This is a genomic window from Actinomadura sp. 9N215 (assembly GCF_044326345.1).
GTDB lineage: Bacteria > Actinomycetota > Actinomycetes > Streptosporangiales > Streptosporangiaceae > Spirillospora.
Window position 1 is genome coordinate 138,591 of the sequence record NZ_JBIRBA010000011.1, and the last position, 26,259, is coordinate 164,849.

Here is a 26,259-nt window from a genome sequence, read left to right on the forward strand (position 1 = left end):
CGGACGCCGCCCGGCGGGCACATCCGCATGTCCGGATGAAACCGGGAAGTGATCGAAATCCCCCACGAACCGCCAAAGGAATGGATAGTCTCCCTCCGATCACTTTCTGTTGTGTAGGGAAATCTGGGAGCACACGCGGCATGAGCGCTGCCAACCGGGCACAGGTCATCACACGGTGGGGGGCCATCGCCTTCATGGCGGCCGCGGTCCTGACCGCCACCGCGGGCGGCTTCGCCCAGTCCTACGCGGGCCTCTACCACTGGGCGATGGAGCACGGCCTGCGCGGCTGGAAGGCGGAGTCGTTCCCCCTGCTGGTCGACCTGTTCATCATCGTGGGCGAACTCGGCCTCTTCCTCCTCGCCATCGACGCCTTCGTGCTGCGCCGCCGCCACCTGATGAGCTGGCTCGACTTCTCCCTCCCGCTGACCATCGCCATCGCGGGCTGGACGGCCAGCCTCATCTTCAACGTCGGCCACGTCGGCCAGCAGTCGTTCTCCTACCAGGCGACGGCCGCCGTCCCGCCGATCGTGTCGATGCTCGGCCTGTTCGTCCTGCTGCGGACGCTGCACCGGTACGTGTCACGCGAGGTCGAGGCGGAGAACGAGAAGCCGAAGCAGCCCGAGCCGCAGACGCGCGCCATCGCCGGGCCCGTCACGCTGAACCAGATCACGCTGATGCCGCTGCGCAACACCGGCCCGTTCCCGCAGATCCAGGTCCCCGGGCACTCCGGGAAGGCGCTTGAGTCCGGCGCGTCGTCCGCCGCCACCGCCACCCGGCAGGGGCCGGACGCGGCGTCCAAGGGCGCGCCCGAATCCGGGGACGAGGCCGCCGCCGCGGCGGGCGCGGGCGCCGCCCGGCCCGCCGCCGAAAAGCCCGCTCCCGCGCCTGCTCCGGCGCCTGCACCTGCTCCCGCGCCCCTTCCGGACCCCGAACCCGAACTCGCCGTCGTCAGCGCCGCCGCGCGCGGGAGCGTCAACGGCCGCAGCGGCTACGGCGCGGCCGCCGAGGAGGCCGCCGCGCCCGCGCCGCCCGCCGCCGACCCGGAGAACCTGCGCGCCCTCGTCATCGACGTCCTCGAACGCCGGCACGGCGACGTCACGGGGACGCTCGCCGAGGTCAGGGCCCAGGGCCACGTCTGCGACGAGGCCGAGATCCAGCGCATCAGCGACAACCACTGGTTCCCGTACGCGGTGTACCGGCTGCTGGCCAAGCACCACGGCGACGGCGAGCTGGTCGCGCGGGAGCTCATATCGCAGGGCATCATCTACGATCAGGCCGCGCTGGACGAGCTCGTCCGGTCCTGGCGCGTCTGAGCGCCTGAACGGGCCCCGTCCAGGCCTGTTCAGGCCCGTTCGAGGCCCGTCAGTTCAGGCTCGGCGGAGGCTCGTCCGGCGGTCCGGGTCAGGACTCTCCGGAGATCACGGCCGAGCCCAGCGACGCGCTGGTGATGCTGTTGGCGCCGGTCTGGATGGACGAGTTCTCGTTGAGCTCCGTCAGCGACGCCCGGTTGAGGGCGTAGACCGTGAACGTGTAGGTGTTCACCGACGAGGGCGAGCACGGGCCCTGGTATCCGAACAGGCTCGCGCTTCCGCGGTAGTAGATCTGCCTCGATCCGGCGGGGACCGCCGGCTTGTAGACGTGCTCGACGTTCTGCGGGAGCTCGGCCACCGTCGCGGGGATGTCGTAGATGATCCAGTGCAACAGGTTCCGGTTGTCGACGTCGCGCATGATGATCGCGTAGCTCTTCGCCTCGGCGGGCCCGCCCGTCCAGGCCAGCGGCGGGGACTCGTTCTTCTTGCGCGGATCGTTGTCACCGCTGCTGGTGCATTCGTGGACCGTCGGGATTCTCCCGCCCGATGTGAAGGCGCTGCTCGTCACCGCGAAGGCGGCCGCGCCCGGCGCCGGGGCGCCGGACGGCGAGGAGGACGAGGGCAGCGTGGCGGCGGCGACGGTGGACCCGCCGGCGCCCACGACGAGCAGGGCGGACAACGCGACTCGCTTGATCATCACGGAGGGCTCCTAGAGGTTTGTGACCCTGACTCCCCCGCCCCTTCACCCCGGTGGTGTTGGCCGCAGCGTAGGAAACGCGGCAGCCGTCCGCCATTGCACGCAGTGCCAGAAGAGAACCCGTTCTTGTCCCTCCCTGCCAGACCCGGCGGCCGCCGGACCGTCCTCCAGCCCCCACCCGCCGCCATTCAACGGACGAGCTTCGCTCGACGGACCGGTCCTCGCGTCAGTAGGCGTACGCGGCTCCGCACGGCGGGCTGGCGAGCGGATCCTGGAGGTCGCCGCCGAGCGCCCTGCCGAAGGGATCGGTACCGCTCAGGCAGGCGTACCGGGGCGGATCAGTCGAAGCGACCAGCGCCACCGCCTGATCGACACCTGGCTTGGGCGTGATCGTCCGGGTGACGCGCATGGGCTCGCCTTCGGCGAAGGAGAAGAAGACGGTGCTCACCGGGTCGCTCTTCCTCAGCACGCCGTAGCCGCCGCGGCCGTCCGGGCCCATCACGGCGCTGGTGACGAACGTCGAGGCGTCCGGCTGCCGGAACAGGACGCGGCCCGCGCGCAGGTCGGCGCCTTTCGCCTCGGTGTCGAGGGCGTGCACGGTGGCGTTCCCGATGTCGCGTGGCGACCTCTCCCCCGGTCCGCCGCTCCCCGAGCCGTCCCCCGGTATCGCGTCCGGCCGGACGTCGCTGATGACGTAGCCGAGCGTCCGGCCGTCCTCGGCCCAGACGATCTGCCCGACGAGCGCCGGGCCGGGCGTGCCCCAGCCGCGCCGGCGCCCCGAGCCGAGGTCGAGGACGGTCACGTCCGCGCTCGGCGGCGGGGCCGTCTCCACGTCGCCGCCGCAGGGAGCCGTCGTGTAGGCGATCTTGTCGCCGTCCGGGGTCATCGCCAGGCCGCCGACGCGGGCGGGGACGACGTCCCCGGTCAGCCGCGCGAGCCCGGTCACGTGGCCGTCTCGGGTGAGCCCGAAGCGGTAGAGGCGCGACTCGCACGGCTCGTCCCGGGTGGAGGCGATCACGAACGTCCCGCCTGGACCGTCGAGGATCTCCCGCGCCTCACCGGCGGACGACGACGGCGGCCGGACCGAGTCCACCGGCCGGTAGCGTCCGCTGCCCGACAGCGCCCCGACCCGGATCCACGGTGCCGGCCGCTCCTCCTCCGGGCCGACCCCGACGTGGCCGACGGTGAGCATGAAGCGCGGCATCCGGGCGTCGCCGGTTGGTGCACCGGACGGGACAGCGTCGTCGTCCGCCAGCAGGTGCACCGCGCTGATGGAGGCCGCGACCGACGCGGCCATCGCGATCGGCGCCGCCCATCGCCGTATCCGCCAGGATCGAGGTTCGCGGTCCCGCGGCTCGTCCCGTTCGTCCGCCATACGATGATCATGCCGCGCCGGACGCCCGTCGTGGGCCTGTTCAGGACGATCCGGGTTCAGGACGATCCGGGCCGCCGTCCCCGGAAGCGGCGAAGGCGCGGACGCGGGACGCGGAGCGGCGTCACGTTCCGGGGATCATTCCGTTTCCCCGGTGTAGGCGGCGATGGTCTTGTCCGCGGCGCGCCGGGCGGTCGCCTCGTCGGCTCCCGATTCGACGTGTGCCCTGAACCAGCCCTCGCCGCTCAGCCGCGTGAACTCCTTGCCCTCGTCCGTCATGGCCCACTCCGCGCCCATGTCGTCCCGGACGTCCGCGCCGGACGACAGGTGCAGCGTGAGGCCGAGGAGCCCCTGCTCCCAGCCGATGCCGACCGCGCCTGGGCCGTACTGGTCCCAGTGGTCGTCGACGTGCGCGATGTGCTCCAGCTCCAGGCGGGACCGGTCGCCGTCCTCGGGCGTCAGCCGCACCTCGATCCAGCTGATCTGGCCGGCGTACTCCCAGGTCGCGAAGAAGCTCTTGGGCGGGTCGCAGCGCTCGATCGTCCCGCTCGCGTTGCCCTCCAGCGCGAAGCGCCCGCCGGGCCGCAGCTCGCCGGAGACGGGCAGGAACCAGCGGGAGATGCGGTCGGCGGTGGTCACCGCTTCCCAGAGGTCCTCGACGTCGGTGTCGTAGCTGCGGCCGATCGTCATGGTCCGCGCGGCGCCGGCCTCCAGCACCCGGTCGCCGACCCGGCGCCGTACCGCGTTGATCTGGCCGTTCACATCGATCATGGCTCGCTCCCTGAGTCGCTCCGATCCCGGCGGCGGGCGCGCCTGCCGCGCGCGATCTCCGTCGCCAGGGCGTCCAGATGCGGCGTCCAGTACCGGCGGAACCGGTCGAGCCAGGCGTCGATCTCCCGCAGCGGACCGGAGTCGACGGCGTAGAGCCGCCGCGCCCCCTCCGCCCGCACCACCGCGAACCCGTTGTCGCGCAACACCTTCAGATGCTGCGACACCGCGGGCTGCGAGATCCCGAACTCCGCCCTGATGACCGCCGACACGTCCCCTGAGGACCGCTCGCCGTCGGCGAGCAGCTCCAGGATCCGGCGCCGTACCGGATCACCGAGCACATCGAACGCGTGCACGGCCACAAGTTACAGCCTCCGCTTATATAAGCCAAGCCTTAAATCATCGTCCGCCGGCGAGGAGGTCCTCGAACGGGACGGGGTCGTCGTACGGGTCGGCCTTCGCCGGCGCGGGACGGGCCCCCATCAGCGCGGCCAGCTCGGTCGCGGCGCGGGTGACGCGGTCCGCGAGCGGGTCGGCGCCGTGCCATTCCCCGGACGCGCCGTGCCATTCCCCGGACGCGCCGTCCCAGTCCGCGGACGCGCCGCCCCAGTCCTCGGACGCGGCGTACACGGCGGTCGGGACGACGGCGGCGCGCAGATGGGCGAACAACGGCCGCATGGCGTAGTCGATCGCCAGGGAGTGCCGCGGGGTGCCGCCGGTCGCGCCGAGCAGCACCGGCGTCCCGTCCAGGGCGTCGCGCTCCAGGACGTCGAAGAACGTCTTGAACAGGCCGCTGTACGAGGCGTTGAAGACGGGCGTCACGGCGATGAGGCCGGCGGCGCCGGTCACCGTCTCGACGGCGGCGCGGAGCGTCCCGGACGGGAAGCCGGTCAGGGTCGCGTCGGCCAGCGCGTGCGCGTGGTCGCGCAGCTCGACCGTCTCGACGGCGGCGTCCCCGCCGAGGGCCTCAGACGCCGCCGCGGCGAGCCGGTCGGCCAGGAGCCGGGTGGACGACGGCTGCCCGAGCCCGGCGGACACGACGGCGAGCGTGCTCATCGGGCCTCCTCCTTGATCCGCGAAGCGTGGGTGGGGGCGGTCGCGGGGACGTGCGCCGGGCGAAGCGCCTCGAACTCCCTGCGCAGCACCGGGACGACCTCCTCCCCCAGCATGTCGATCTGCTCCAGGACGGTCTTCAGCGGCAGTCCCGCGTGGTCCATCAGGAACAGCTGCCGCTGGTAGTCGCCGAAGTTGTCGCGGAACGTCAGGGTCTTCTCGATGACCTGCTGCGGGCTGCCCACGGTCAGCGGCGTCTCGGCGGTGAACTCCTCCAGCGACGGGCCGTGCCCGTACACCGGGGCGTTGTCGAAGTAGGGCCGGAACTCGCGGACGGCGTCCTGGGAGTTCTTCCGCATGAACACCTGCCCGCCGAGCCCCACGATCGCCTGGTCGGCGGACCCGTGGCCGTAGTGCTCGTAGCGCCGCCGGTAGAGGCCGATCAGCCGCTGGAAGTGCTCCTTCGGCCAGAAGATGTGGTTCGCGAAGAACCCGTCGCCGTAGTACGCGGCCTGCTCGGCGATCTCCGGGCTGCGGATCGAGCCGTGCCACACGAACGGCGGCACCCCGTCCAGCGGGCGCGGGGTCGCGGTGAACGACTGGAGCGGCGTCCGGAACTTGCCCTTCCAGTCGACGGCGTCCTCGCGCCAGAGGCGGTGCAGGAGGTGGTAGTTCTCGATGGCGAGGTCGATGCCGTCGCGGATGTCCTTGCCGAACCACGGGTAGACGGGGGCGGTGTTGCCGCGTCCCATCATCAGGTCGACCCGGCCGTCCGCCAGGTGCTGGAGCATCGCGAAGTCCTCGGCGATCTTCACCGGGTCGTTGGTGGTGATCAGCGTGGTCGCGGTGGACAGGATCAGCCGCTCGGTGCGGGCCGCGACGTAGCCGAGCATGGTCGTCGGGGAGGACGGCACGAACGGCGGGTTGTGGTGCTCGCCGGTCGCGAAGACGTCGAGCCCGGCCTCCTCGGCCTTGTCCGCGATCGCGACCATGGCCTTGATCCGCTCGGCCTCGGTCGGGACGCGCCCGGTGGTCGGGTCGGGCGTGACGTCGCCGACGGTGAAGACCCCGAACTGCATGCCGGCCTCCCAGATAGTAGAACGTTCAATTATTCTACCGGAACCACGCGGCCCGCGATCGTATTCCGGACGACGACCGCACGAAGGGACGAGGACCCGACTTGACGCGGGGCGTCCCGGCGCGGCCCGTCCCGGCTAGACGCGGGCGTCCTTGCGCGGGCCGTCCCGGCTAGACGCGGGCGTCCTCGGTGGCCAGGACGGCCTGGATCTCCAGCGCGATCGCGATCTCGTCGCCGAGCATGACCTTGTCGCCCTGGAGGGGGATGTTGAACTCGATGCCGAAGTCGCGGCGGCTGATGGACGCCGTCGCGGTGAAGCCCGCGCGGGTGCCGCCCCACGGGTCCGGCCCGACGCCGTGGAACTCGGTCAGCAGCCGGACCCGGCGGGTCACGTCCTTGATCGTCAGGTCGCCGTCCAGGTGGTAGCGGGGCGTGCGGGCCCGGCGGCCGATCATGGCACGTTCCACTCCCGTTCCGGCGAACGTCATGACCGGGTGCTTGTCCACCTCCAGGAAGTCGGACGAGCGGATGTGCTCGTCCCGCTCCGCGCTGCGGGTGTCGATCGAGGCCATCCGGATCTCGGCGCGGGCGCTGGAGTCGAGCGGATCGTCGGCGATCACCACCTCGCCGCCGAAGTCGGGAAACGTGCCGCGCACCGTGGTCATCAGGTGCCGGATCGTGAAGGTGATTTCGGAGTGGACCGGGTCGATGGTCCAGCACCCGGGTTCGAGGTCCGACGCCTCGGGCCCCATGTCACATCCCCCCAAACATTGACAACCAGGAAAAACTACCTCAAATTGCCCCTGGTCTGACCGGCGCCCTTGGGGGAATGCTTGATCACATGATCGGAGCTCGGGTCGCATGATCGGGGACCACGTCCTCGCCGGATACGTCAACGACGCCGGCGGCAGGGAGGCCCTCGACCTCGCGTGCGCGATGGTCGCGCTGACGGACGGCCGGCTCAGCGTGGCGACCGTCCATCCGCCGGACCTCCCCGCGGCCGCCGGCGAGGCCCGCACGCTCCTCGACCAGGCGGCCGACCTGCTGGAGGACCAGCCCGCCGACCTGCACGTCCAGGAGGGACGCAGCGTCGGACGCGGGCTTACCGTGCTCGCCAGCCGGATCGGCGCCGACCTGATCGTCGTCGGCTCCCCCGAGGGCGGCGCCCGCGGCCGCATCGGCGTCGGCGCCGCCGCCGACCACCTGCTGCACTCGGCGACCGAGGCCGTCATGCTCACCCCGTCCGGCTACACGCCGCCGGACGACCTCGCCCGCATCACGGTCATGTACGTCCGGCGGCCCCAGTGCGACGACGCGGTCATCCGCGCCGCCCAGGCCGCCGACCGCCTGGAGGTCCCGCTCCGCCTGGTCACCCTGGCGGTCGGCGACGTCGGGAACGGCGGGCCCGACCGGCTGCGCGACGACCTGGCCCTCGCCATCCGCCTCGCCGTCGACTCCGCCGACCTGCCGCCCGAGGACGTCTCCGCCGAGCTCGCCGAGGGCGACGACGTCGCCGACGCCCTGGACGACGTCGACTGGCAGGACGGCGAGATCCTCGTCTGCGCGTCCAGCGAGGACGCCGCCGCGCACCGCGTCTTCGTGGGCGAAGTCGCCCTGAAGGTCCTGCGTGCGGCCCCTTGCCCCGTGACCGTCCTCCCGCGTGGCTACTTCTGAGTAGTCCGTTTTGACCGCTTCTCCGGAACCGGTTGCCGTCCAGGGTTTACCTTCGCTACATTCCGTCGAGACCGGAACGTGACCTTGGAACGCGGCACGTTCCGACCCCGGTCGGGCGCCACCCTGCCCGAACGAGCGAGGCGGCAGGGAGCGACATGGACCCGATCGGCAAGCAGCTGCTCGACATCGCCAAGAAGGAGCTCGGCTACACCGAGAAGGGCGACGGCTACACCAAGTTCGGCGAGTGGTACCGCAAGAACGTCGACGGCGACCACGACGAGTACTTCTCCACCGCCCCCTGGTGCGACATGTTCCTCGCCTGGGCCGCCGACAAGGCCGGCGTCACCGAGCAGACCGGGCAGTTCGCCGCCACCTCCGACCACGCCAAATGGTTCAAGAAGAACGACGCCTGGGGCCATGCCCCCGAACCCGGCGCCATCGTCTTCTACGACTGGAGCGGCTCCCGCGACCTCGACCAGATCGACCACGTCGGCATCGTCGAGAAGGTCGACGGACGCACCCTCCACACCATCGAGGGCAACGCCGACGGCTACAAGCTCATGCGCAAGACCCGCGACATGGACCACGTCGTCGGCTTCGGCTACCCCGCCAAAATCAAGGTCGCGGCCAAGTACACCCCCAAGCACGCCGCCCCCGCCCCCACCGTCGACAAGGTCGGCTCCCCCGCCACCTCGACCGGCGCCCACGAGCAGGAGCACACCGCCCCGCAGAACCTCCCCACCCAGGAGGTCGTCCTCGGCGGCATCCTCGCCTTCGTCCTCTGCGGCACCCTCGCCCTCACCGCCGGACGCGCCGCCGCGGCCAAGGCCCCGAGCGCGGCGCCCATCCGCGTCCGCAAGCGCGGCAAGCACCACCGCCCGTCCACGCCGGTCGCCCTGCCCGCCGACCTCACCCCTGCCGACCTCGACCGCGCCGACGCCGGAACCACCGTCATGCCCGCCCTCTCTCTCGCCGCCGCGCACGAGGCCGAGGACCGCGAGTTCTGGGGCCGCATCGCCCATCTCGAAGAGGACGGCGAGCTCGCCTTCTGGAACTCCCTGCACGCCGAACTCGCCGAGTCCCAGTACGCAAGCACGGAGGGATTCCGCTAGAGTTGACCGTGCGGGCCGGGCTCCGGCCGCCCGCATGCGGACGTGGCTCAGCTGGTAGAGCATCACCTTGCCAAGGTGAGGGTCGCGGGTTCGAATCCCGTCGTCCGCTCTGAGAGGCCCCCGATCAGGCCTCGCTCTGGTGGAGTGGCCGAGAGGCGAGGCAACGGCCTGCAAAGCCGTCTACACGGGTTCAAATCCCGTCTCCACCTCGCAAGGGCGATTAGCTCAGTGGGAGAGCGCTACCTTGACACGGTAGAGGCCACTGGTTCAATCCCAGTATCGCCCACCACGTTCCTGTGCAGGTCAGGGGCCATGCTTGTGTTGTTGACGAGGGATGCCTCAGGCCTGGTTGGGCGATATCTGGGCGATGATCTTGCTCTCGTCCGTCGCCGCTTCAGCCTGGTTCCTCGTCAGCGGTCTAGCGAGTGTCTTCCCCAGCTGGGGGCGGCGGCGATGAGCCGGTCCCGCTCATCAGCCCGCAGGGCCAGCAGCGAGGTCTCCCACCGCTTTTGCAAGGGCTGAAGGACCTGCTCCTTCATCGCGGGAGTCACGTGCTCGTAGACGTCGGCCATCCCAGGCAGTCTGTGGCCGAGCCGGGCGGCTCGGGCCACATCGGGGATGCCGTCTTCGGCCAGCCAGGTCCGCTGGGTGTGGCGGCCCTCGTGGAAGGCGAAGCCTCGCAGCACCGGTGGCCGGCGCCGGTTCGGGTCGGGGTGGTCGGGGTCACCGTCCCAGGCCGGCCGCCAGAACCGGCGGGCGAAGTGGCTGCGGCGCAGCCGGCCGCCCTTGTCCCCCCACGAATACGTAGGGGTGTTCGGTCTGCTCCAGCAGGGGCTCGTAGAGGTCGGCCAGGAACGGTGGTAGCTGCACCCAGCGTTTGCTGGCCGGCGTCTTGGGGCGCTCGGCCTTGACCAGCCGCCCGCTCGCCTCTGCGAGAGGTTCGGGACGGACAAGCCCAGGTTCGCCGCGACGCTGAACCTGCGCGGTGGTCCGGGCCGGCTGTCTGTCAGGCCGCTGATCCGGGGTCATGGGTCATGCTGCTCTGTTGCTCTGCCTGTCGGTCTGTGACGGCGTCAGGGTCATCTGCGTGGAACATCTCGGCGTGCTCTCTCCGCCGCTGGGAGACGAATGGGAGACGATCACCGACCTGAAGGTCCCCCGGCCCGCGCTTCCCTTCTGCCACGGGGCAGGGGAACGCGATCGAGCGGCTCCTTGCTGCGCCATGGCGGATGTGGCAAGGTCACATGCTTATCACTTGAGGACACGACGCAGACACAGTGAGCAACGAGAGCGCGTGGACGAGCAGTGCCGAGGGGTTCGGACACGACCGAACACAACAACACGACCGAACACAACGCCGACGTCTCACCCCGGACCCCACACCGATCCCGATCGGACCGCGCCCGCCCCGCGACCCCACCGCACCGTCCGCGCACCCCGCATCCGCGTCCACCACTTGGCCTCTTCGCGGGGGCCGGTGTCGATCCCACGGCTACACGCTGGGTCCGGGCCACCGTGCTGCTGGCCGCGCTCTTCGCCGCAGCCATCGCCGCCGGCGGGCTGGCGCTGACCGCCGTCGCGTGCGCCGTGCTCGGCCTGGCCTACCTCCTGCAAGGCACCTGGCTGACCGCGCTCGCCCTCGGCACCGGCTACGTGCTGGCCGGCAGTGCGGTGATGCTGCTGGCCGGACTGGCCAAGCGCTGCACCATGCGGCACCGCGCCCGGCTGGGCACCGCTGTGATCACCCGACGGGATCGTCTCACCCCCCGCCGCAGCACTGGCGGCAACACTGGCGGCAGCGGCCGCCGACGCGCGCCGCGGCGCCTTAACGCGCCCGGCCACCGGTGACCGCCGCAAGCGTGAGCACGGGTGCCGCGCTCAGGCACCCGCCCGCTCGTCACAGGCTCCGGGCTCAGTCGTCCAGGACGAAGTGCTGACCGGCTGAGCCCGGCTCCCACGCCAACGGCTTTTCGAACCGGACCATCCCGCCATGCTGCAGGCCGTTGACGATCTGCAGCTTCTCGGCCAGAGCATCGATGATCTGAAGGCCCCGGCCGTGCTCGGCGGTGAGCGTGGCGTCCGCCCGCACCTTCTCCAACATGGCCGCATCGAACCCGCGGCCAGCGTCAATCACCTCGATCCGGCAGCGGGAGTCAGGCACCCCCGACCCGCAACTCATACACATCGGCCGGATCAGCATGCTGGACCACGTTCGCGCACGCCTCTCCCAACGCCAGGGTGATGTCATCGCGCGTCTCCGCAGTGACCCCCAGCACCTTCAGCGACGCATCCAGCACCCCACGTGTCAACTGCACCGTCTCGACATCGCGCGGCAAGCACAACACCAACCCCGACTGCATGACCCACCTCCCTTCCCGGCGGGTACCCAGCGGCCCCGACAGGCCCAACGGCAGACCTACGGGCCTGAGCCGACATTCCCTACCGCACCTCCATGCCGAGTAGATGTGCCATCCCCCGACGACCGCGGACACCGTCGACAAGCCGATCGGCCTAGTGATCAACGAGGACGGCGCCAGCTGCTATCGCGACGGGTCTGCCACTCGGCGAAGTCCGTGCGGCCGACTTGAACGTCACACCGCGGGCGGCGAGGATCGCATCACGCCGGCGGTCGGCCCGTTCACGCCCTGACTGTTCTCTGCCGCTCTTGTCTCTCTGGCCTCCTCGTCGCGGGTGGTGTCGTGGCTGGGCGGTCTCGGTGGAGGCGTCACCCAGGCGTCGGCGGACAGGAGCGGGACCTGCGGGCTGGGCGCCCGGTCGGACCGAGCGGTCGGTCACCGCGCCGCGTGGATCCCGCCGCCGAGGGACAAACGCGCCCAAAGCAGCAGTGTCGGCGTCGGCCCGGTCATGGGGGGATCAGCCCTGCTCGGTGTCCTGTTCGGGGGGCGGGGTGATGCGCTGCCTGAGTTGGGTGTTGATGCGTTGGGCTTCGGTGAGCTGGTCTTCCAGGATGATGATGCGGCAGGCCGCGTCCAGCGCGGTGCCCTGGTCGACCAGGTCGCGGGCACGCTGGGCCAGGCGCAGCTGGTAGCGGGAGTAGCGGCGGTGCCCGCCGGCCGAGCGTTGCGGGACGAACAGCCTGGCGGCGTCCAGGCTGCGCAGGAACCCCGGGGTGACGCCGAGGATCTCGGCGGCCCGGCCCATGCTGTAGGCGGGGTAGTCCTCATCGTCAAGCTTGTCGTCCAGCCCGCTGCCAGTGTCGGGGGCGGTGCCGGTGTCGGTGCTGGTGTCGTCCTGTACCGGACCGGGCTGGGCGGGGTGCGGGTCACGGTGTGCTGAGTCAGTACCGGATCCAACCGGCTGAGGTGCTTTCACAAAACCTTCCGTACCGTCGTCGGCGTAGGTGCCTGTAGGTGCCGGACGCAGGCCGGATGTGCTCCGAAGAAAAACGACGGGCCCCGGCGCCAAGGGCGGCGCCGGGGCCATGAGGTACAACACCATCTATCCGGCGCTGCGGCCGGGTGTCTTCCGCGCCGGCCGCCTGAGGCGGGGGCGCGGGGATCGCGAATGCGTGACCGTAGACCACCGTCCAATCTGTGGGGCTGCGGTACCCGCGCGGCGTGACTGGAGCCCGCTGCGGGCGATCCCGATGGTGCCGAGACCCTCCTTCCGTGTTCTTCCTACCTGCGTTACCTGTGTTTCTTGCGTTAGTGCCACTTGCATTGGTGCCGTCGGCGGCCCGTTGACCGCCGGACGCACGGCCGACTGCCGGGGTCCCTTTCACTGCGTTGACCCCGGCACGCCCGGCCCGCGTCATCCATCTGTGCGGGCAGTTCATCATCTGCCACGTCTCATGGACTTGTTTCTCTTCGATGGCAGGAACACTACCTCACCACACCGCGGAAATCTACCTCGATCACCACAGTTTTTCGGAGGTCACCTGAGGTGGTTGTCTGAGGTGATTGTTGCCGCGGGTGCCTGGGCGAGTATCGGGCCTCGGGTGTCCCGGACTGTGCGGCGAGCGTTCCAACAGGTGGGGACGGTCAGGTGGGTGATGGCGTGGACCAGGATGGCGGTGGCGGGGACGTACTGATCCAGGCCGGTGCGGTGCAGGATCCAGCGGCACATTTCCGGTGCCCGGCACCAGCCGGGGCGCGAGAGCGACCGTGCGGCCGTGATCGCGCGCTAGCGCAGCAGCCCGGCGGTGGCGTTGTCGATCTCCCCGGCGACGTGCACCACCAGGACGTGACCGCCCGGCGGGGCTCGGTGCGCAGGCTCAACCGCGTCTCGGGCGTGGACGGCGACCGTCCGCCGGCATCGTGCGGGGGCCGGTGCGAGCATGAGACACGCCCCGAGGTTCGCGCCACGCCGCGCGGTGACACCGCGCGGCGACCGAGCTGGAGACGGACGATTCGCCGATGACCGCCCTGCCCGACCCAGCCGGCGCGCTGACCATCACCGCCGAGCGGCCCGGGTCTCGGTGGGTGCTGAGGCTGACCGGCTAGCTGGACGTGGCCACCGGCCCGCGGCTGGCCGAGGCCATCCTGGCGGGCAGATGACCGAACCGGCTGAGGACTTCCGGAGCGGGCAAGCCGACGACAGGCCGGCCGCGGGGCGGGTGGCGACATCTAGCGCGCCTGTCAGTGTCAACATCCACCGGGACCCGTGCTGCTCGGCGGTAACGTTCAGCGCGCTGGCTGAGCCGGGCACGGACCACTCCCTGCTGTGGGCGGGCAGTGCCAGCGGGTGAGGTGGGTGATGGCGGCATCGAGCCTGGCTGTGGTGTGGATGTGCTGGTCCAGGCCGGTGTGGCGCAGGATCCGGCGGCACATTCTCTGGGGCCGGGCGATGACCAGGGCGCCGTGGCGGGCATGCACGGCGTTGCGGATCGCACCAGGGCGCCCAGGCCGGCGGCGGCGCAGAAGCTCACCCGGTCCAGGGCCAGCACCAGCCGCGGCGGACAGGCCACCAGCGCCGCAGAGATGACGTGCTCGCGCAGCGCAGCGGCGGTGGCGTGATCGATTTCGCCGACAATGCGCACCATCTGTACACGGCCGGGTAGGGCTCGAGGTGCACGGTCACCGGCTCTGCGGAGATGGACAGCGGTCGCGCTCCAACATCATCGGGCAATCCGATCATCTCCATCCAAGTCCCAGCCGCTACCCCGGCAGGAGAACGTGGAGAACGCGTCAACCGGTGACCGACGGCCGGTGAGGGCAGGCTGAGGGCCCCTGCGGGTCCGACGCCAACCGCTGGCGGGCGCCGGTGCTGCCACGGGTGGCGGCCTCTGCGCTTTCGCCGCCGAACTCGGCCAGCCCCGGACGAAGTAGTCATGGTCCTCGAGGCTCTCACGTGCGGTTATGCCTTGTGGACGAGGTCCGGAAGGCGGATGTGATTTGGCGCGAAGGCGCCAGGCTCGCGGTCGGGGACTGTTACTTCAAGCGTTGTCTCTGGGGCCGACGTGAGGGAGCAGGAGCAGGTGGTGCCGGCCACTGCGGTTGGAGGGATGTGCGCCGGTGGTTGGGCGGCTAGGCGGGTTTTGCTGGTCTGTGCGTGAAGAAGATTTCGGGTTCCGGCTAACAAGGGGTGACCGCCGATACGTGTCCTGGAAGGCCGGATATGACAGGAAGCCACCGATGACACCCTCGACGCGCGCCGTCGGCGTGCCGAAGGGGTCTTGGCATGAGCCTGACCGATTCGCCGAGATCTACGACGAGTTCTTCCCCCAGATCTACCGGTACGTGGCGGCGCGGCTCGGCCGTGACGACGCCGCCGATATCGCCGCGGAGACGTTCCTGGCCGCGTACCGCGGCCGGGACCGGTTCGACCCGGAGCGCGGTGCCCTGCGGCCCTGGCTTTACGGCATCGCCACCAACCTGGTCGGCCAGCACCGGCGCACCGAGAACCGCCGCATGGCGGCGATCGCGCGGCTCGGCACGGGGGCCGCGGCCGCCGGGCACGAGGAGCGGGTCGTGGAACGCCTCACCGCCGAGGGCATGCGTCCTCGGCTGGCGGCGGCCGTGGCCGCGCTGACCGAGGGTGATCGCGACGTGCTGCTGCTCGTCGCGGTCGGCGGCCTGGGCTACGAGGAGGTCGCGGCGGCGCTCAAGATTCCCGCGGGGACGGTCGGATCGCGGATGAGCCGGGCTCGAAGGAAGCTGCGGGAGACGCTGGGCCAGATCGATCACACCGAGGAGGAGCCCCATGGATGAGCTGACGATGGTCGCGGAGACGTTCGACGAGGGAGGCCCGTCCGCCCAGGAGACCGATGCCGGGCGGCGCCGCCTAGAGGAGCTGATGCGGCCAAAGCCGCGCAATCGGCCCCGGCGGCTGCAGTTCGGGCTCGGGCTGGGCCTGGTCGCCGCCGCCACCGCCGCCATGGTCGTGGCCGCGTCCCTCGGGGAAGGGCAGGCGGGCCCGGTGCTGTCCAAAGAGCAGGCGGCGGAGCAGCATCTTCAGGCACGGACGTTCCTCCTGGCCGCCGCGACGAGGCTGGAGGCCGGGACGGCTCTGAAGGCCGAGACGCCTCTGAAAGCGGGCCGCTACTGGCGGCAGCGCACGCTCCGGGGACAGGCGTGGCGCGTCGTCCCCAAGGACGGGGGCTACGTGATCTACACGGAGGTGGAGAGCGACGTCTGGCAGCCACGAACGGCATCGGGCCGGGGTTACTTCGCCGAAAAGGCCAAGCCGGTGGGACCGCGGACGCCCGAGGACATGGCGGCGTGGCGCAAGGCCGGGTCCCCGGCGCGCTGGCGGGCCGAAGCCGACGGTGACCGCCTCAACCTGAGCAGCGACAACAAGCCGCTGGGGCCGCACCGGCCCAGCTACCTCACCCTCGACCCGAACACCGAGCCGCCGAGCGTGGAATCCCGGCTCACCTCCGGTGCGGACCCGGCCGCGTTCGTCGCGATGGTCCGCCGGGACGCCGGTTTCGTGGACGGCAGCGCCAACGAGCTGATGATCGGAGCCCGCTACATCGGCGACCAGCTGGCGGCGCCGAAGTCTCGGGCGGCGGTGCTGCGGATGCTGGCCGGGCTGTCCGGCGTCCGCTCCATCGGGACGGTCCAGGACGCGTGCGACCGTAAGGGCGTGGCCCTGGCCGCGCCGTGGGTCGACCGGGCCGACGGGTCAGTCGTGGAATACCAGCTCATCCTGGATCCGAAGACCAACCACGTGCTCGGCGACCAGATGATCCTCAAGAAGGCGGGCGAGACCGGGATGCGGCCGGGCATCCGCTTCGACTACACCTGCATGCTCAGCGAGAGTTGGACGAACGAGACGCCGCCTCGCGATTGAACGAGGAGATCCCGCAATCGCGGACGCACCCGGCGGCGGGATCGTCTCGACCACCGCGGCGGAGACCTTCACGACGGCCCTCACGACGAATCACCGGCCCGCCAAGACCACCACCACCGCGGCGGTGGTGGTGGTGGGGACCGGGACGAGTTGTTCGACGCGATTGAGGAACGTCCTGGACGTTCAGGACGCGCCCGGCACTCCAGGACGTCCTTACCGACGCCCAGACCTGCCCTGCCTCGGCGTTCCCGGCCTAGGGTTCGGTCGTGACGCCGGGCTGGACGCGCGGTGCCGGCCCGGTGATGGTGCCTGTGCACAGGACGAGCAGCCAGGCGGCACCTGGGGCGGCCATGAGGGCGCCGAGGAGGATGAGCAGGGTGCGGTGGCCGAGTCCCGCGACGCGGCCGGGGAACCGTACACCATCCTGTTGCTCACCGACGGCCGACGGCACGCCGTGCTCGATATCTCCTGGGGCGATGGATACTGCCGCCGCACGTCGCCGCCCGGCACGTCACGACGTACCGCCTCAGCGGAGAGCGCACGGACGTCGACGAGCCGCTCGGCGACCGCGGCTCCCGGCATGAGTCCCGTTCGGCACAGAGTCCACCCCGGCTGCCGATCCCGGGGTTCGGCCAGTGGCAGGACTTGCTCGGACTCGCCGGCGACGGGCTGTCCGACATCCTCGATGCCGCCCACAACCCGCTGCCCGTTCGTACGGATTCCCGCCCACCATGGCGTCCGCCTCGGCCATTGCAGCCGTACGGGATCGAGGAACCGTTCGCCACCGGCGCCGAGCGCGTCATCAAGGACCGGCGCCTCCGACTGAGCACCCGTAGCGCCGGGTCGCTGCGCCTGCCTTCCGGCCGACCCGTCGTCGCCGCCCTACGACGGTAAGCCGTTCAGCGTCACCGTCTCGCCGGGCACGTATCCGCAGCGTCCGCGACATCCCCGCCGAGGTCCCCGGCCGGACGGCCGCCAGACCAAGATGCTCGGCCAGGAGCACCCGCAGACCGCCAATGTCACCCGCCCGAATCGCCTCCGTGACCGCCACCGCGACCGGATCGCCAGGAAAGTCGCACGCCAGCAGCGCCTCGGCCTGCGAGCGCAGCAACCCGGCCCACGTGGGTGGCGGAATGCTCGGGGGCCGGATCGATGTCGGCGTCCTTGAGGATCTCCCAGACGGTGGAGGCGGCCACCGTGACGCCGAGCACCAGCGGTTCACCGTGCACCCGCCGGTACCCCCAACCCGGGTTCTCCCGCACCAGGCGAAGCACCAGCGCCGGATGGAGTTGCCAGTCGGCGGGCGGCCCTGCCGCCTGGGCTTGGATCGGGCGGCGTGCCGACCGGCGATCAGGTCACGGCGCCAACGCAGCACCGTCTCCGGCCATACCAGGAACCGCATCCGCCACAGCGCGCCAAAAGGTAACCGGTGCAGCAGCGCTGCGAGCAATACTCGGTCAGGAGTGATGAACCGCGCCCTCATCCCGTCGAGTTGACGCTCCAGCACAGTGATCTGATGCCGCAGCACTGAGACTTCGGCGTCCTTCTCCCTCTCGGTCATCGACAGCAGACGCAGCACCGCGAACGTGTTGGTCACGGTCAAGTAGCGGCAGGCGCATGCACGCCGCGATGGGCTCTCGTGAGGGGGACGCTCCGTCCCCTGCACCTCGACGAGTTCATCGACGAGGCACTCGCCATCGGCTTCCTATTCGAAGCTGCTCCTACGAAGAACTTCTCGGCGATGGTCTCGACAACGCCGGGATCGCCGAACACCTCACGCTGTCCGAGCACACCATCAGACGCACCTCAGCGACCTGCTCACCAAGACCGGCTGCCTCTTCCATCTCGCACTGGAAGAGGCGCGCCGCCCGAGCCTGTTCTTCAGCGGCAACCACAAAGAGCACGGCCGACTCGCCTGGTCGCACCAGTCACGCGGCGTCGCGTGGCACGGAACGTGACAATTCTCGGCGGCCGATTGACAAACGTCGCCGATTACAAAAAAGGGCTATGAAACTGAACCCGATTGATCGGAGTCCTCGTACCCCAGGTCGCACGAAGGTCGCACGGAGACCGCGATCTTCGGCATTCCAGAGACCAGGGAGAAGAAATGTCCGCAAGCAGTTACCCGGCCCGCCGAATCGTCACCGCCGCCGCCTTCCTCGGCGCCGCCGGAGCCATCGGACTCGGAACGGCCTCCTCGGCCAACGCCGCCGCACCCGCCAAGGTCACTGTCAACGTCGCGCAGAAGGGCAACTACACCGCCGCGATCTGCGTCGGCGACATCCTTGAGGCCCGATGCGCTGACAACGTCGGCAAGGGCCAGACCAAAACGTTCACAGTGTCCCCGCCGAAGGGCACCGCGGTCAGTGTCAGCGTGATCGTCAAGGGTGGCGGCTCGGCCGACAAGTCGGTGGTGAGCAACAAGACCCAGCTCAAGTTCGAGACCGCCGGCAGCAAGGCCAAGCCGGTCGTCAAGCAGACCTGATCTGCCAGGACCGCACCGACCCGTTTCCCGTCCCGCAACCACCCCGCGGTTGCGGGACGGGCTTTCCCGTTCGCACGTCACCTTTTTCCCAGGGACCAAGAAAGCAATAACTACATTGTTCAGAGCGGGCGGCAGCGGCTTCATCACACTCGGCGACCTCGACGAGTTGCAGGTAGAGGGCATGTCCTCGCAGAAACAGGCGAAAGGCTGAACCTGCTCCACAAGACGCTCAAAGAGACCTGGCGACGTCCCCACGTCAGCACACTCGCGCACGGATTGTCCCGTAAGGGGCACATGGTCGTACGCTGCGGAAGGAGCGAGCGATGGGACTGCTGAAGCGTTTCTGGCGACGGAGGACGAGACAGCGCGACGCGAGGCCGTCGCCGCCAGCGCGACGCCGCGTGTCGACCTTCCGGGAGATGCACGCCAGGATGCGGGTCGACGCGCCGAGGCCACGCTCCTGGCAACCGAGGCGAAAATCCATCAGCAAGCGGAACGGCACCGCCGTGGGCGCCGCCGCACCGGCTGAGGAGCTTTCAACGGCGCCAGCGAGAAGGCCAAAGACGCGGCCCGGGAGGTTCAGCGCACCACCGAGCGTTGACGCTCCAGACAGGGCACTGCAGACCGTCCTGCGCGAACCCGAAGTGGGCCGACACGCTCACCGAGCAGGACCGGCGCGTCCTGTCTCCGCTGTTCTGGGCACCCATTAACTCTCTACGGCCGCTTCCCTCGACATGGACACGCGCCTGGACCTTACTGCGGGATCGCGTGCGGATGGCGATGCCATCGGGGTCCGGCCGCCCGGCGTCGCCAAGGCCCCGACCGTGTGATCAAACCGGCTGAGGATTCGGGGGCCTGGCCTGCTCTAGGCTTCCGCGATGGAGACTTTCAGTGATGCTCTGCTCAATCTTGCCTTTCCTCACCTCGGGTGGGTGGTCGAGCAGTTGGATACGTTCTATTCGGTCCTCCCCCTTGGGGAGGTTGGCTATGACGCTGCCGTGGGAACGGCCCGGTTCGGTGATCTGGAGCTCCGCGCGGATCTGCTGGGAACCTATGCCGAGGATGGCACCTTCCAGTGGGGGTGGGCCGAGCAGGCCCTGGCCTCAACATCGGCGATCACTGGTCCCGTGCGGCTCAGGGAGATAGGTCAGCGCCACACGGTCCCGGAATTGACCGATGCGATGGTTGACCTCACCCGTTTCCCCGATCCCCGCCTGGCCGCCAGGCACCTCGGCGTCATCGCCATGGGGCTACTGGGTTCCCGGGGCGCGGCCGATTTCTCTCACGGCGGCAGGTCCCTGACCTTTCTGGTCACCGATGACCCTCGTCTCCCGGCTGCCCGGCCCGACCCGGCCGGCCTCGCCGAGACGCTGCAGACCGGCGCCCAGATGCTGCCCGGGGCGAACGTGGAAGGGGTGATCAATGGATACGCCGCGCATCACCGCTTGGCTGCGCGGCCCGTTACCGCGGGTCTGGAACTGGACCTGCCCGGACACCATCAGGCTCTGGTCCGCGTCGAACATGGACGAATCAGCGAGGTCGTCGTCACTGGCCCGGACGGTCCGGTCATCCCCGCACCCAGGCACGTCCCGCCCGGCACCGACCCTGCGGCCGCCACGTTCATCCCCGCGGGCCTATTCGCCGAGCTGGCCCGCAGGGCGGCGGCGGCGCTGGATCGGGGTGCGGTCGCCCTCGGCGATCACTTGAAGGGCCTGGGCTGGGATCCGCAGGCCTTGCCGGTGTGGGAGGCCGGTGTCGTCCGCTACGGGGATGTGCTCACCGCACGCGCGCGCGAGATCGGCATCTACCGTCCCGGCACCGGCACCTGGCACTGGAGTGACAGCGAGTGGGACGGGGTGGCGCGCGTGCGCTCGGCAGCGCGCGAGTACGGCGCTGACGCCCTGGCCGCCGATCAGGTAGTCCTGCCCGATAGTGAGGTCCAGATCTTCGTCGCGGTGTTCCTGGCCCGCTCGGCGATCCACCTGGGGCGGGCCCGGGGACTGGTGCGCATCCCCACCGCGGAAGGCGACCATCGCTTCGTCGCCGTCATCGACCCCCGCGTCCCCGAGCCCGCCAGTGAATTGGACATCATCTGCGACGTCATTGTCTCCGCGGCCAACTTCCTGCAAGAACTGACCCCTCACCAGGACCGGTACGCGACGATGCGGGCCATGGTCGTCGACTATTTCGAGGCTTACGGCATCGCACCGATACATGCGTGTGAACCACAGATGCTCATTGGGTTGCGCGGCCTGAACGAGGTGCGCGTCAACTTCAGCCACGACGGCACGATCAACCACGCCACATGGGGCATGCACGGCGCACTCGGCTAGACCGGGAAGATCGACTACGCTCAGCAACCGGTCAACAGGCAGATCACCCGCGTCGGGCAGCTCCACTACGACAGGAGAATATGGATTACCCGTCACACTGGCCTCGGTCGATCCGCTTCCTGCCCAGTTCGCCACCCGCCGACCCGGAGGCCGCGGCCGCGATGGGCACCGGCCATCTCGCCGCCAAATACGGGCTGCGCCCCGCGCCGTTCCTGGTCGGTTCAAGCAGGTGTACGGCACCGAGTTGTCGCACGAGCAGGTCTCGCGGATCACCGACCAGGTGATGGACGAGGCCCGCGCCTGGCAGACCCGGCCACTGGATTCGACCTACGCCGTGGTGTTCCTGAACGCGATCGTGGCAAAGTCCGCGACAACGATGTGGTGACCAACAAGGCCGCCTGCATCGCCGTCGGCGTCGATGCCGACGGGGAGCCGACGGGAAGAAGCACGTGCTGGGCATCTGGCTCGCGCGCACCCCGGCCGGGTCGGCCACCGCGGGCGAGAGCGCCCGGTTCTGGGCCAGCGTGATGGCCGGCCTGCGCGACCGCGGGGTCCGCGCATTCTGATCGCCTGCTGCGACGGCCTCGACGGCTTCGAGGACGCCATCGCCGCCGCGTTCCCCGCCACGGTAGTGCAGACCTGTGTGGTTCACCTGATCCGCAACGCGCTGCGGCCGGTGGCGCGCCGGGACGCCGCCGCGGTGGCCAAGCACGCCTTCCAGCACGTCCGGCTCGTCGAAGGACAACACGTCGCAGGCTGGCGCGAAGCACTCAACGAGCTCGCCGTAGCCCATCCAGGGCGAATCAGGTAACGCAAACCGGCCTTCTACCTGCAAATTCTTCTCACACCTGAAGTTACAAGCTCTCCAGCCCGGAGGCCAGATACACATCACTCAACAAACCCGGTGGACTCCGAGGTGGTTCCGGGCTGGGGCCGTGCGACTGCGGCGATCAGGTGGCTTTGCCGCGGGCGATGTAGGTGTTCATGTCGGTGAAGTCGAGGGTGATGTTGGTGGGTTTGTGGAAGGCGTGGTCGAAGCCGGCCAGTTTGTAGAATCCTTCGCTGCCGAGCGTGTTCTTTCCGCCTGCGTAGCAGTAGACGCCCTTGGCGGTGACGTCGCCGAGGCGGACTTCCTGGGGGTAGCAGGGGTAGGCGAGGACGGGCTGGCCTCCGGCAAAGGAGGCGAAGGGGCGGTCGTAGTCGATGCGGACCCCCAACCGCTTGGCCGTTTCCTCGGAGATGCCCGCGACTTGTTCGCCGGTTCCGCCGATGTTCAGCGACACCACCCCGGTGTCGGAGGCGGCGGCGTCGGCGACGCTGCCCTCGGTGTACAGCAGGTGGTCATTGGCCAGCCACAACGGCAGCGGCTTGGCACCCGCGCGTGCGGCGTCGGCGCGTGCCCTCCGGGCCGTTTCGGGGGTGCGGCGGCGCAGGATCAGTGACTGGCCCGCGTAGTCGAAGGTGGGCAGCAGGTGGTAGAAGATCCACGTGCCGATCATGCCGTCGTGGGCCTCGGGGGCGATCTCTCCGCCCGACTCCCGCTCTGACCATCCCACCGGGATGTTGCGCAGTTCGATGCCGCCCAGCTTGAAGGATTCCAGCACTCCGTAGTACAGCCAGATGATGTCGCCGTAGGCCTCGATCTTTTGCTTGGCCACGGCGCTCAGCCCGGTCTCCTTGGCGAGTTTCGCGGACACGCCCAATGCGTCGATGTGGGTGTAGAACGTGAAGCTCTTCGGCGGTCCGCCATTGATCGAGGCTTCCACCAGCGGAAACGGGTCCGTCTGCTGCCATGGCAACCGCGCGACGTCGCCGTGGATCTGATACGGCGTGCCGCGGATCGCCGTGAACTGTTTGGCGTAGGCTTCCTCGCCTGCTGCCTGCCAGCGGGGTGCGGCCAGGGAGAGCTTGTCCTGCCGGGTGTAGCAGTCGGCCAGGAACCGGTTGGTCTGTTTGTCGTCGGGTGCCAGGTTCAGGGCCATGGTGAGGTATTTTTCGGCGTCGGGGAACTGGTTGCCCAGGAGTCCCACATAGCCGCGCTGGCGCGCGGCGTGTACGTTCTCAGGGTCCTTTTTCAGGATCTCCTCGTACATGCGACCGGCTCGCTCGAACTTTCCGGCCTGGAACAACGTGTCCGCGTCACCGCTGCCGGCGTGAGCCGTGGCCGTCTTACCCAGCAGTGGTGCGACCGCGGCGGCACCGGCCACCACGCCGGCCACCGCGGCGGCGCCCCGCAGCAGCGAACGCCGGCCCCATTCTCCGTCCTCGGCGATGGCCTTCCCCTTTTCGCGGTCGCCTTCGAAGCCGCGGCACTATGCCTCGGCACGGACCGCTGTGGGCCCATACCTTCACACCCAAGACGGAGAACTGTTGCCGTGGCATATGTGTTTTTCGATACGCCCGCGATACACCCCATCTAGGCCCAGGACTCACGAAGCTACGGCCGGGCGCGAAACGGCTGTCTACCGCAGGTCAGCAGGCGCACAGACGTCGACCGGCCTGCCCTCTGTCCTCGCCGTTCTGGTCGCACCGACCAACACGTTGCACCTGGACTGCGTCGACAACTACAGCCAGCCCGACCTGTGGTTGCAGCTCCACACCGATGACCTGGACGCGGCCACGGCCAAACTGGCCGGCGCCGGCATCCATCCGTGTGACGAGATCGAACCGCCGGAGAACCTCGAATCCAGAATCCACTGGATCAGGAACCCGGCCGGCGTCGTTCACCTGCTCGCAGAATCCGGCTGAGCTGCCCAGCCCTTTGCGCGTCCTTGCGAACCGGCACATTCGCTGTCCGCCAACCAGCACTCAAACGGCTCTGGCGGGCTTCGTGGGAGGTGCCCACGGTGCGTAGCGGTCGGTGACCTGGCGAGGCACGCGCACATTCGCGCGGCGGGGGCATCGGCGACGCGCGTCACTGCGATCACGGGGATTCGTCGCCCGTGATTCGCGTCCTGTCAGGCAGGGCGTGCGTTGAGGGCGGTGTGGGAGACGGCGAGGTGATGCAGACGGCCATGCAGGCCACGATCACGGCGGCGGTGGCGGGGACGGCCCAGGTGATGTGCTCGCCGACAAGAACGGCGGACCACACAATGGCCAGGAACGGTTGAGCGAGGTTGAGCTGGCCGATGCGCGCGGTTCCGCCGGTGCTCAGCCCGTGGTACCAGGCCAGCGATCCAGCGAACATGCTCGCCACGCCCGCGTAGCCGAGGCCGGCCCACGCCGATGCCGGAACCGGCGGGTAGTCGCGGGTCGCCAGCCAGGCCAAGAAAGGGCCGGCCACGGGCAGCAGAAGGATCATCGCCCAGCACAGGGCGGAGACCGCGCCGATCCGCCGCGCCGTGCGGGCACCCTCGACATACCCGATCGCGCAGCTCACCACCGCGGCGGCCAGCAAGGCGTCGGCGAGCTGCAGCCCGCCGCCGCTCTGCCCGAGCGCGAAGACGACCACCGTGACAAGGCCGACAACGCTGGCGAGCCAAAACCGCGACCCCGGCCGCTCGGCCGCGCGGACGGCGGCGATCGCCGCGGTCGCGGCGGGAGTCAACCCGATCACCACGGCACCGTGGTAGGCCGGAACCCGATCAACGGCCAGGGCCAGAAACAGCGGATAGCCGACCGCCAGACCTATCCCCATCACCAGCAACCCGCCGACGTCACGATGGCCCGGCCACCGAAGCCGGCCCGTGGCCGCCAGCGTCACCGCGCCCAGCACGGCGGCGATCACGATCCGGGCGCAGGTAACGGTCGCCGCCCCGAACACCGGCACCGCCACCCGGGTGGCCGGGGCCGTGCCGCTGAAGCACACCATCCCCACACCACCGAACAGCAACCCCGCTCTCCACCCGCCCCTACCCGAAGAGGTCGCCGGTCCCCCTCCCGCGCTCATGCCGGATCCTCGGCGCGTCGCCCCAAACCGCCGGTACGCGCCCGGTGGTCGCGGACGCGCTGGCGATTACCGCACCGATTCATCGCACACCACCGCCGCTTGCCCGCACGGGAGGTGTCCACGAACAAGAACGCGCAATCCGGCGCGGCGCACTCGTGCAGGCGCCCGGCCAGCGGCCCGGTCAGCAAGTCGATGCAGTCCCGCGCCACCTCAGCGAACGCCGCCGGCATCGGCGCATCTGCGACCCACTCGACCCGCCCACCCGTGGTCAGCCGGGGAACACGTACCGCGGCCGCGGCGGCGGCATTGAGCCGGGCCACGTCCGGGCCCGTCAACCCGGTGCCTTCCACCTGGGCGCGTACGAGCCGGTAGATCACCTCCCGCAGCCCCCGCGCACGACGCAGATCCGCATCGCCGGCGACGCAGCCGACCGGGCACAGTCCCGCCTCCACCAGCCATCGGGACACGTCCTCTGGCCGGCGTAGCAACTCCACCGGGCTGCGATGCCGCCACAGCAGGGTCGAGCACAGATCCAGGCTGGACCGCCCGGCCCGGAACCGGAACCCGGCCCCCTCAGCGGTACCGGGCCGGGTACGCGGCGGCGAAGAATCCACCATTGTCGCAATGTAACGCCTTAAACCCATTACATCAACGTCGATGGAGCGCCCCGCCCAGACCCTGGCCACAGCCGCGCTGGCCGGTCAGGCGTCCAGGTGCTTCGCGGGGTCGACGGACCGGACGGCAATTCCCGTGAGGGCAGCGTGGACAATCGATCGGACTTCCCGGCGCGGGTCTTCGTGGGCAGACCGTTCCGAGGGCGTCCTCAACACGTTGCGGCTCGCCGCCGAGTCCTACGGGCTGGGCATGCCGGAGCTGTGCGCGGCCACCGTGTACTTCGCGCACGGCACGGCGGCCGCGACGAACGCGCTGATCGAACGGAAGGGCGCGCCGACCGCGCTGCTGACGACCCGCGGCTTCGCCGACACCCTGCTTGTCGCGAACCTGGAGGGACGGCTTCGCGCGGCCGGGTTCGCCGGCGACTTCTCGATCATGGACTCGGGCGGCGGCACGATGCGGGCCTCCGACGCGGCGCGGCGTTCGGCGTCCATGCTGACCTCCGGCCCGGCAGGCGGGGTGCTGGCCTCGGCCGCGCTCGCCGGCCGCCTCGGCCACCCGAACGTGATCACCTCGGACATGGGCGGCACGAGCTTCGATGTGGGCCTGATCACCGACG

General features: G+C 70.0%; 28 protein-coding genes, 3 tRNA genes and 1 pseudogene. 15 read left to right on the forward strand and 17 right to left on the reverse strand.

The window, feature by feature from the left end:
- Nucleotides 1-140 precede the first annotated feature (140 nt).
- Nucleotides 141-1,313: a DUF2637 domain-containing protein gene (locus tag ACH34T_RS19970; protein WP_395993674.1), complete on the forward strand. Its 1,173-nt coding sequence runs from the start codon at nucleotides 141-143 to the stop codon at nucleotides 1,311-1,313.
- Between the two features lie 88 nt (nucleotides 1,314-1,401).
- On the opposite strand, the gene ACH34T_RS19975 is transcribed toward ACH34T_RS19970, so the two are convergent.
- The 7 genes from ACH34T_RS19975 to ACH34T_RS20005 all read right to left on the reverse strand — a co-directional run bounded on the left by ACH34T_RS19975 (nucleotide 1,402) and on the right by ACH34T_RS20005 (nucleotide 7,030).
- Nucleotides 1,402-2,007 (reverse strand): YbhB/YbcL family Raf kinase inhibitor-like protein, encoded by a 606-nt coding sequence (locus ACH34T_RS19975; protein ID WP_395993797.1) that lies wholly within the window; start codon nucleotides 2,005-2,007, stop codon nucleotides 1,402-1,404.
- Between the two features lie 226 nt (nucleotides 2,008-2,233).
- Complete coding sequence (locus ACH34T_RS19980) at nucleotides 2,234-3,382, reverse strand: hypothetical protein (protein WP_395993675.1); 1,149 nt, start codon at nucleotides 3,380-3,382, stop codon at nucleotides 2,234-2,236.
- A gap of 135 nt (nucleotides 3,383-3,517) precedes the next feature.
- A complete protein-coding gene (locus tag ACH34T_RS19985) occupies nucleotides 3,518-4,150 on the reverse strand; it encodes an SRPBCC family protein (protein ID WP_395993676.1) in 633 nt (210 codons plus the stop codon).
- Nucleotides 4,147-4,503, reverse strand: coding sequence for an ArsR/SmtB family transcription factor (locus ACH34T_RS19990; protein WP_395993677.1), 357 nt, complete (start codon nucleotides 4,501-4,503; stop codon nucleotides 4,147-4,149). Before ACH34T_RS19990 ends, ACH34T_RS19985 begins: the two co-directional genes overlap by 4 nt.
- Nucleotides 4,504-4,546: 43 nt before the next feature.
- Nucleotides 4,547-5,203, reverse strand: a complete 657-nt coding sequence (locus tag ACH34T_RS19995) for a CE1759 family FMN reductase (protein WP_395993678.1) — start codon at nucleotides 5,201-5,203, stop codon at nucleotides 4,547-4,549.
- Nucleotides 5,200-6,279, reverse strand: coding sequence for an LLM class flavin-dependent oxidoreductase (locus ACH34T_RS20000; RefSeq protein ID WP_395993679.1), 1,080 nt, complete (start codon nucleotides 6,277-6,279; stop codon nucleotides 5,200-5,202). The genes ACH34T_RS19995 and ACH34T_RS20000 overlap by 4 nt, the downstream gene beginning before the upstream one ends.
- Nucleotides 6,280-6,448: 169 nt before the next feature.
- Nucleotides 6,449-7,030, reverse strand: a complete 582-nt coding sequence (locus ACH34T_RS20005) for a YceI family protein (RefSeq protein ID WP_395993680.1) — start codon at nucleotides 7,028-7,030, stop codon at nucleotides 6,449-6,451.
- Nucleotides 7,031-7,139: 109 nt separating this feature from the next.
- On the opposite strand from ACH34T_RS20005, the gene ACH34T_RS20010 reads away from it, so the two are divergent.
- The 5 genes from ACH34T_RS20010 (at nucleotide 7,140) to ACH34T_RS20030 (ending at nucleotide 9,353) form a co-directional block, all read left to right on the forward strand.
- A complete protein-coding gene (locus ACH34T_RS20010) occupies nucleotides 7,140-7,952 on the forward strand; it encodes a universal stress protein (protein ID WP_395993681.1) in 813 nt (270 codons plus the stop codon).
- Nucleotides 7,953-8,107: 155 nt separating this feature from the next.
- Nucleotides 8,108-9,064, forward strand: coding sequence for a CHAP domain-containing protein (locus ACH34T_RS20015; RefSeq protein ID WP_395993682.1), 957 nt, complete (start codon nucleotides 8,108-8,110; stop codon nucleotides 9,062-9,064).
- A 36-nt stretch (nucleotides 9,065-9,100) separates the two neighbouring features.
- Nucleotides 9,101-9,173, forward strand: a tRNA-Gly gene (locus ACH34T_RS20020).
- Nucleotides 9,174-9,202: 29 nt separating this feature from the next.
- A tRNA-Cys gene (locus tag ACH34T_RS20025) sits at nucleotides 9,203-9,273 on the forward strand.
- 5 nt (nucleotides 9,274-9,278) lie between these two features.
- Nucleotides 9,279-9,353 (forward strand) — tRNA-Val (locus ACH34T_RS20030).
- A gap of 121 nt (nucleotides 9,354-9,474) precedes the next feature.
- On the opposite strand, the gene ACH34T_RS20035 is transcribed toward ACH34T_RS20030, so the two are convergent.
- Entirely contained in the window at nucleotides 9,475-9,750 is a 276-nt protein-coding gene (locus ACH34T_RS20035; RefSeq protein ID WP_395993683.1) for a hypothetical protein, read from the reverse strand.
- 829 nt (nucleotides 9,751-10,579) lie between these two features.
- On the opposite strand from ACH34T_RS20035, the gene ACH34T_RS20040 reads away from it, so the two are divergent.
- The gene (locus tag ACH34T_RS20040; protein WP_395993684.1) at nucleotides 10,580-10,912 is read left to right on the forward strand and encodes a hypothetical protein; all 333 of its coding nucleotides are present in this window, start codon (nucleotides 10,580-10,582) and stop codon (nucleotides 10,910-10,912) included.
- Nucleotides 10,913-10,976: 64 nt separating this feature from the next.
- On the opposite strand, the gene ACH34T_RS20045 is transcribed toward ACH34T_RS20040, so the two are convergent.
- The 5 genes from ACH34T_RS20045 to ACH34T_RS20065 form a co-directional block, all read right to left on the reverse strand.
- Nucleotides 10,977-11,165 carry a hypothetical protein gene (locus ACH34T_RS20045; protein WP_395993685.1) on the reverse strand — a complete coding sequence of 63 codons (189 nt, stop codon included), beginning with the start codon at nucleotides 11,163-11,165 and terminating at the stop codon, nucleotides 10,977-10,979.
- A gap of 52 nt (nucleotides 11,166-11,217) precedes the next feature.
- Entirely contained in the window at nucleotides 11,218-11,424 is a 207-nt protein-coding gene (locus tag ACH34T_RS20050) for an ATP-binding protein (protein ID WP_395993686.1), read from the reverse strand.
- Between the two features lie 514 nt (nucleotides 11,425-11,938).
- Complete coding sequence (locus ACH34T_RS20055; RefSeq protein WP_395993798.1) at nucleotides 11,939-12,226, reverse strand: MerR family transcriptional regulator; 288 nt, start codon at nucleotides 12,224-12,226, stop codon at nucleotides 11,939-11,941.
- Nucleotides 12,227-13,207: 981 nt separating this feature from the next.
- Nucleotides 13,208-13,363 carry a hypothetical protein gene (locus ACH34T_RS20060; protein ID WP_395993687.1) on the reverse strand — a complete coding sequence of 52 codons (156 nt, stop codon included), beginning with the start codon at nucleotides 13,361-13,363 and terminating at the stop codon, nucleotides 13,208-13,210.
- 160 nt (nucleotides 13,364-13,523) lie between these two features.
- Nucleotides 13,524-14,066: an STAS domain-containing protein gene (locus ACH34T_RS20065; protein WP_395993688.1), complete on the reverse strand. Its 543-nt coding sequence runs from the start codon at nucleotides 14,064-14,066 to the stop codon at nucleotides 13,524-13,526.
- A gap of 592 nt (nucleotides 14,067-14,658) precedes the next feature.
- Here ACH34T_RS20065 and ACH34T_RS20070 point away from each other — a divergent pair.
- On the forward strand, nucleotides 14,659-15,234 hold the full coding sequence (locus ACH34T_RS20070; protein WP_395993689.1) for an RNA polymerase sigma factor: 576 nt from the start codon (nucleotides 14,659-14,661) through the stop codon (nucleotides 15,232-15,234).
- Entirely contained in the window at nucleotides 15,227-16,318 is a 1,092-nt protein-coding gene (locus ACH34T_RS20075; RefSeq protein ID WP_395993690.1) for a hypothetical protein, read from the forward strand. Before ACH34T_RS20070 ends, ACH34T_RS20075 begins: the two co-directional genes overlap by 8 nt.
- Before the next feature lie 253 nt (nucleotides 16,319-16,571).
- Here ACH34T_RS20075 and ACH34T_RS20080 read toward each other — a convergent pair whose 3' ends face one another.
- Complete coding sequence (locus ACH34T_RS20080; protein WP_395993691.1) at nucleotides 16,572-16,769, reverse strand: hypothetical protein; 198 nt, start codon at nucleotides 16,767-16,769, stop codon at nucleotides 16,572-16,574.
- A gap of 1,656 nt (nucleotides 16,770-18,425) precedes the next feature.
- On the opposite strand from ACH34T_RS20080, the gene ACH34T_RS20085 reads away from it, so the two are divergent.
- From ACH34T_RS20085 to ACH34T_RS20100, 4 genes are all read left to right on the forward strand, one after another.
- Entirely contained in the window at nucleotides 18,426-18,803 is a 378-nt protein-coding gene (locus tag ACH34T_RS20085) for a hypothetical protein (protein WP_395993692.1), read from the forward strand.
- A gap of 878 nt (nucleotides 18,804-19,681) precedes the next feature.
- Entirely contained in the window at nucleotides 19,682-21,136 is a 1,455-nt protein-coding gene (locus ACH34T_RS20090; RefSeq protein ID WP_395993693.1) for a DUF6882 domain-containing protein, read from the forward strand.
- A gap of 187 nt (nucleotides 21,137-21,323) precedes the next feature.
- The gene (locus ACH34T_RS20095) at nucleotides 21,324-21,521 is read left to right on the forward strand and encodes a transposase (protein WP_395993799.1); all 198 of its coding nucleotides are present in this window, start codon (nucleotides 21,324-21,326) and stop codon (nucleotides 21,519-21,521) included.
- A 219-nt stretch (nucleotides 21,522-21,740) separates the two neighbouring features.
- Nucleotides 21,741-21,947 (forward strand): transposase, encoded by a 207-nt coding sequence (locus ACH34T_RS20100; RefSeq protein WP_395993800.1) that lies wholly within the window; start codon nucleotides 21,741-21,743, stop codon nucleotides 21,945-21,947.
- A 139-nt stretch (nucleotides 21,948-22,086) separates the two neighbouring features.
- Here ACH34T_RS20100 and ACH34T_RS20105 read toward each other — a convergent pair whose 3' ends face one another.
- Entirely contained in the window at nucleotides 22,087-23,355 is a 1,269-nt protein-coding gene (locus ACH34T_RS20105) for a tetratricopeptide repeat protein (RefSeq protein ID WP_395993694.1), read from the reverse strand.
- A 322-nt stretch (nucleotides 23,356-23,677) separates the two neighbouring features.
- Here ACH34T_RS20105 and ACH34T_RS20110 point away from each other — a divergent pair, with 322 nt between their 5' ends.
- Nucleotides 23,678-23,884, forward strand: a complete 207-nt coding sequence (locus ACH34T_RS20110; RefSeq protein WP_395993695.1) for a hypothetical protein — start codon at nucleotides 23,678-23,680, stop codon at nucleotides 23,882-23,884.
- Nucleotides 23,885-24,059: 175 nt separating this feature from the next.
- On the opposite strand, the gene ACH34T_RS20115 is transcribed toward ACH34T_RS20110, so the two are convergent.
- Nucleotides 24,060-25,025 carry a DMT family transporter gene (locus tag ACH34T_RS20115; RefSeq protein WP_395993696.1) on the reverse strand — a complete coding sequence of 322 codons (966 nt, stop codon included), beginning with the start codon at nucleotides 25,023-25,025 and terminating at the stop codon, nucleotides 24,060-24,062.
- Nucleotides 25,022-25,642 (reverse strand): CGNR zinc finger domain-containing protein, encoded by a 621-nt coding sequence (locus ACH34T_RS20120; RefSeq protein ID WP_395993697.1) that lies wholly within the window; start codon nucleotides 25,640-25,642, stop codon nucleotides 25,022-25,024. The genes ACH34T_RS20115 and ACH34T_RS20120 overlap by 4 nt, the downstream gene beginning before the upstream one ends.
- A 247-nt stretch (nucleotides 25,643-25,889) precedes the next feature.
- Between ACH34T_RS20120 and ACH34T_RS20125 the strand changes: the two are divergent.
- Nucleotides 25,890-26,222: pseudogene (locus ACH34T_RS20125) on the forward strand (hydantoinase/oxoprolinase family protein); the annotation flags it as partial.
- Between the last annotated feature and the right edge of the window lie 37 nt (nucleotides 26,223-26,259).

What these genes read in the sequence shown, in the direction of transcription:
- ACH34T_RS20055 (WP_395993798.1), bottom strand. Translation starts at nt 12,226, where the DNA reads ATGGGCCGGGCCGCCGAGATCCTCGGCGTCACCCCGGGGTTCCTGCGC.
- ACH34T_RS20075 (WP_395993690.1), top strand. Translation starts at nt 15,227, where the DNA reads ATGGATGAGCTGACGATGGTCGCGGAGACGTTCGACGAGGGAGGCCCG.
- ACH34T_RS20065 (WP_395993688.1), bottom strand. Translation starts at nt 14,066, where the DNA reads ATGGTGCGCATTGTCGGCGAAATCGATCACGCCACCGCCGCTGCGCTG.
- ACH34T_RS20060 (WP_395993687.1), bottom strand. Translation starts at nt 13,363, where the DNA reads ATGCTCGCACCGGCCCCCGCACGATGCCGGCGGACGGTCGCCGTCCAC.
- ACH34T_RS19980 (WP_395993675.1), bottom strand. Translation starts at nt 3,382, where the DNA reads ATGGCGGACGAACGGGACGAGCCGCGGGACCGCGAACCTCGATCCTGG.
- ACH34T_RS20015 (WP_395993682.1), top strand. Translation starts at nt 8,108, where the DNA reads ATGGACCCGATCGGCAAGCAGCTGCTCGACATCGCCAAGAAGGAGCTC.
- ACH34T_RS20085 (WP_395993692.1), top strand. Translation starts at nt 18,426, where the DNA reads ATGTCCGCAAGCAGTTACCCGGCCCGCCGAATCGTCACCGCCGCCGCC.
- ACH34T_RS20000 (WP_395993679.1), bottom strand. Translation starts at nt 6,279, where the DNA reads ATGCAGTTCGGGGTCTTCACCGTCGGCGACGTCACGCCCGACCCGACC.
- ACH34T_RS20070 (WP_395993689.1), top strand. Translation starts at nt 14,659, where the DNA reads ATGACACCCTCGACGCGCGCCGTCGGCGTGCCGAAGGGGTCTTGGCAT.
- ACH34T_RS20045 (WP_395993685.1), bottom strand. Translation starts at nt 11,165, where the DNA reads ATGTTGGAGAAGGTGCGGGCGGACGCCACGCTCACCGCCGAGCACGGC.
- ACH34T_RS20090 (WP_395993693.1), top strand. Translation starts at nt 19,682, where the DNA reads ATGGAGACTTTCAGTGATGCTCTGCTCAATCTTGCCTTTCCTCACCTC.
- ACH34T_RS20120 (WP_395993697.1), bottom strand. Translation starts at nt 25,642, where the DNA reads ATGGTGGATTCTTCGCCGCCGCGTACCCGGCCCGGTACCGCTGAGGGG.
- ACH34T_RS20010 (WP_395993681.1), top strand. Translation starts at nt 7,140, where the DNA reads ATGATCGGGGACCACGTCCTCGCCGGATACGTCAACGACGCCGGCGGC.
- ACH34T_RS19970 (WP_395993674.1), top strand. Translation starts at nt 141, where the DNA reads ATGAGCGCTGCCAACCGGGCACAGGTCATCACACGGTGGGGGGCCATC.
- ACH34T_RS20115 (WP_395993696.1), bottom strand. Translation starts at nt 25,025, where the DNA reads ATGAGCGCGGGAGGGGGACCGGCGACCTCTTCGGGTAGGGGCGGGTGG.
- ACH34T_RS19995 (WP_395993678.1), bottom strand. Translation starts at nt 5,203, where the DNA reads ATGAGCACGCTCGCCGTCGTGTCCGCCGGGCTCGGGCAGCCGTCGTCC.
- ACH34T_RS19985 (WP_395993676.1), bottom strand. Translation starts at nt 4,150, where the DNA reads ATGATCGATGTGAACGGCCAGATCAACGCGGTACGGCGCCGGGTCGGC.
- ACH34T_RS20005 (WP_395993680.1), bottom strand. Translation starts at nt 7,030, where the DNA reads ATGGGGCCCGAGGCGTCGGACCTCGAACCCGGGTGCTGGACCATCGAC.
- ACH34T_RS20050 (WP_395993686.1), bottom strand. Translation starts at nt 11,424, where the DNA reads ATGCAGTCGGGGTTGGTGTTGTGCTTGCCGCGCGATGTCGAGACGGTG.
- ACH34T_RS19975 (WP_395993797.1), bottom strand. Translation starts at nt 2,007, where the DNA reads ATGATCAAGCGAGTCGCGTTGTCCGCCCTGCTCGTCGTGGGCGCCGGC.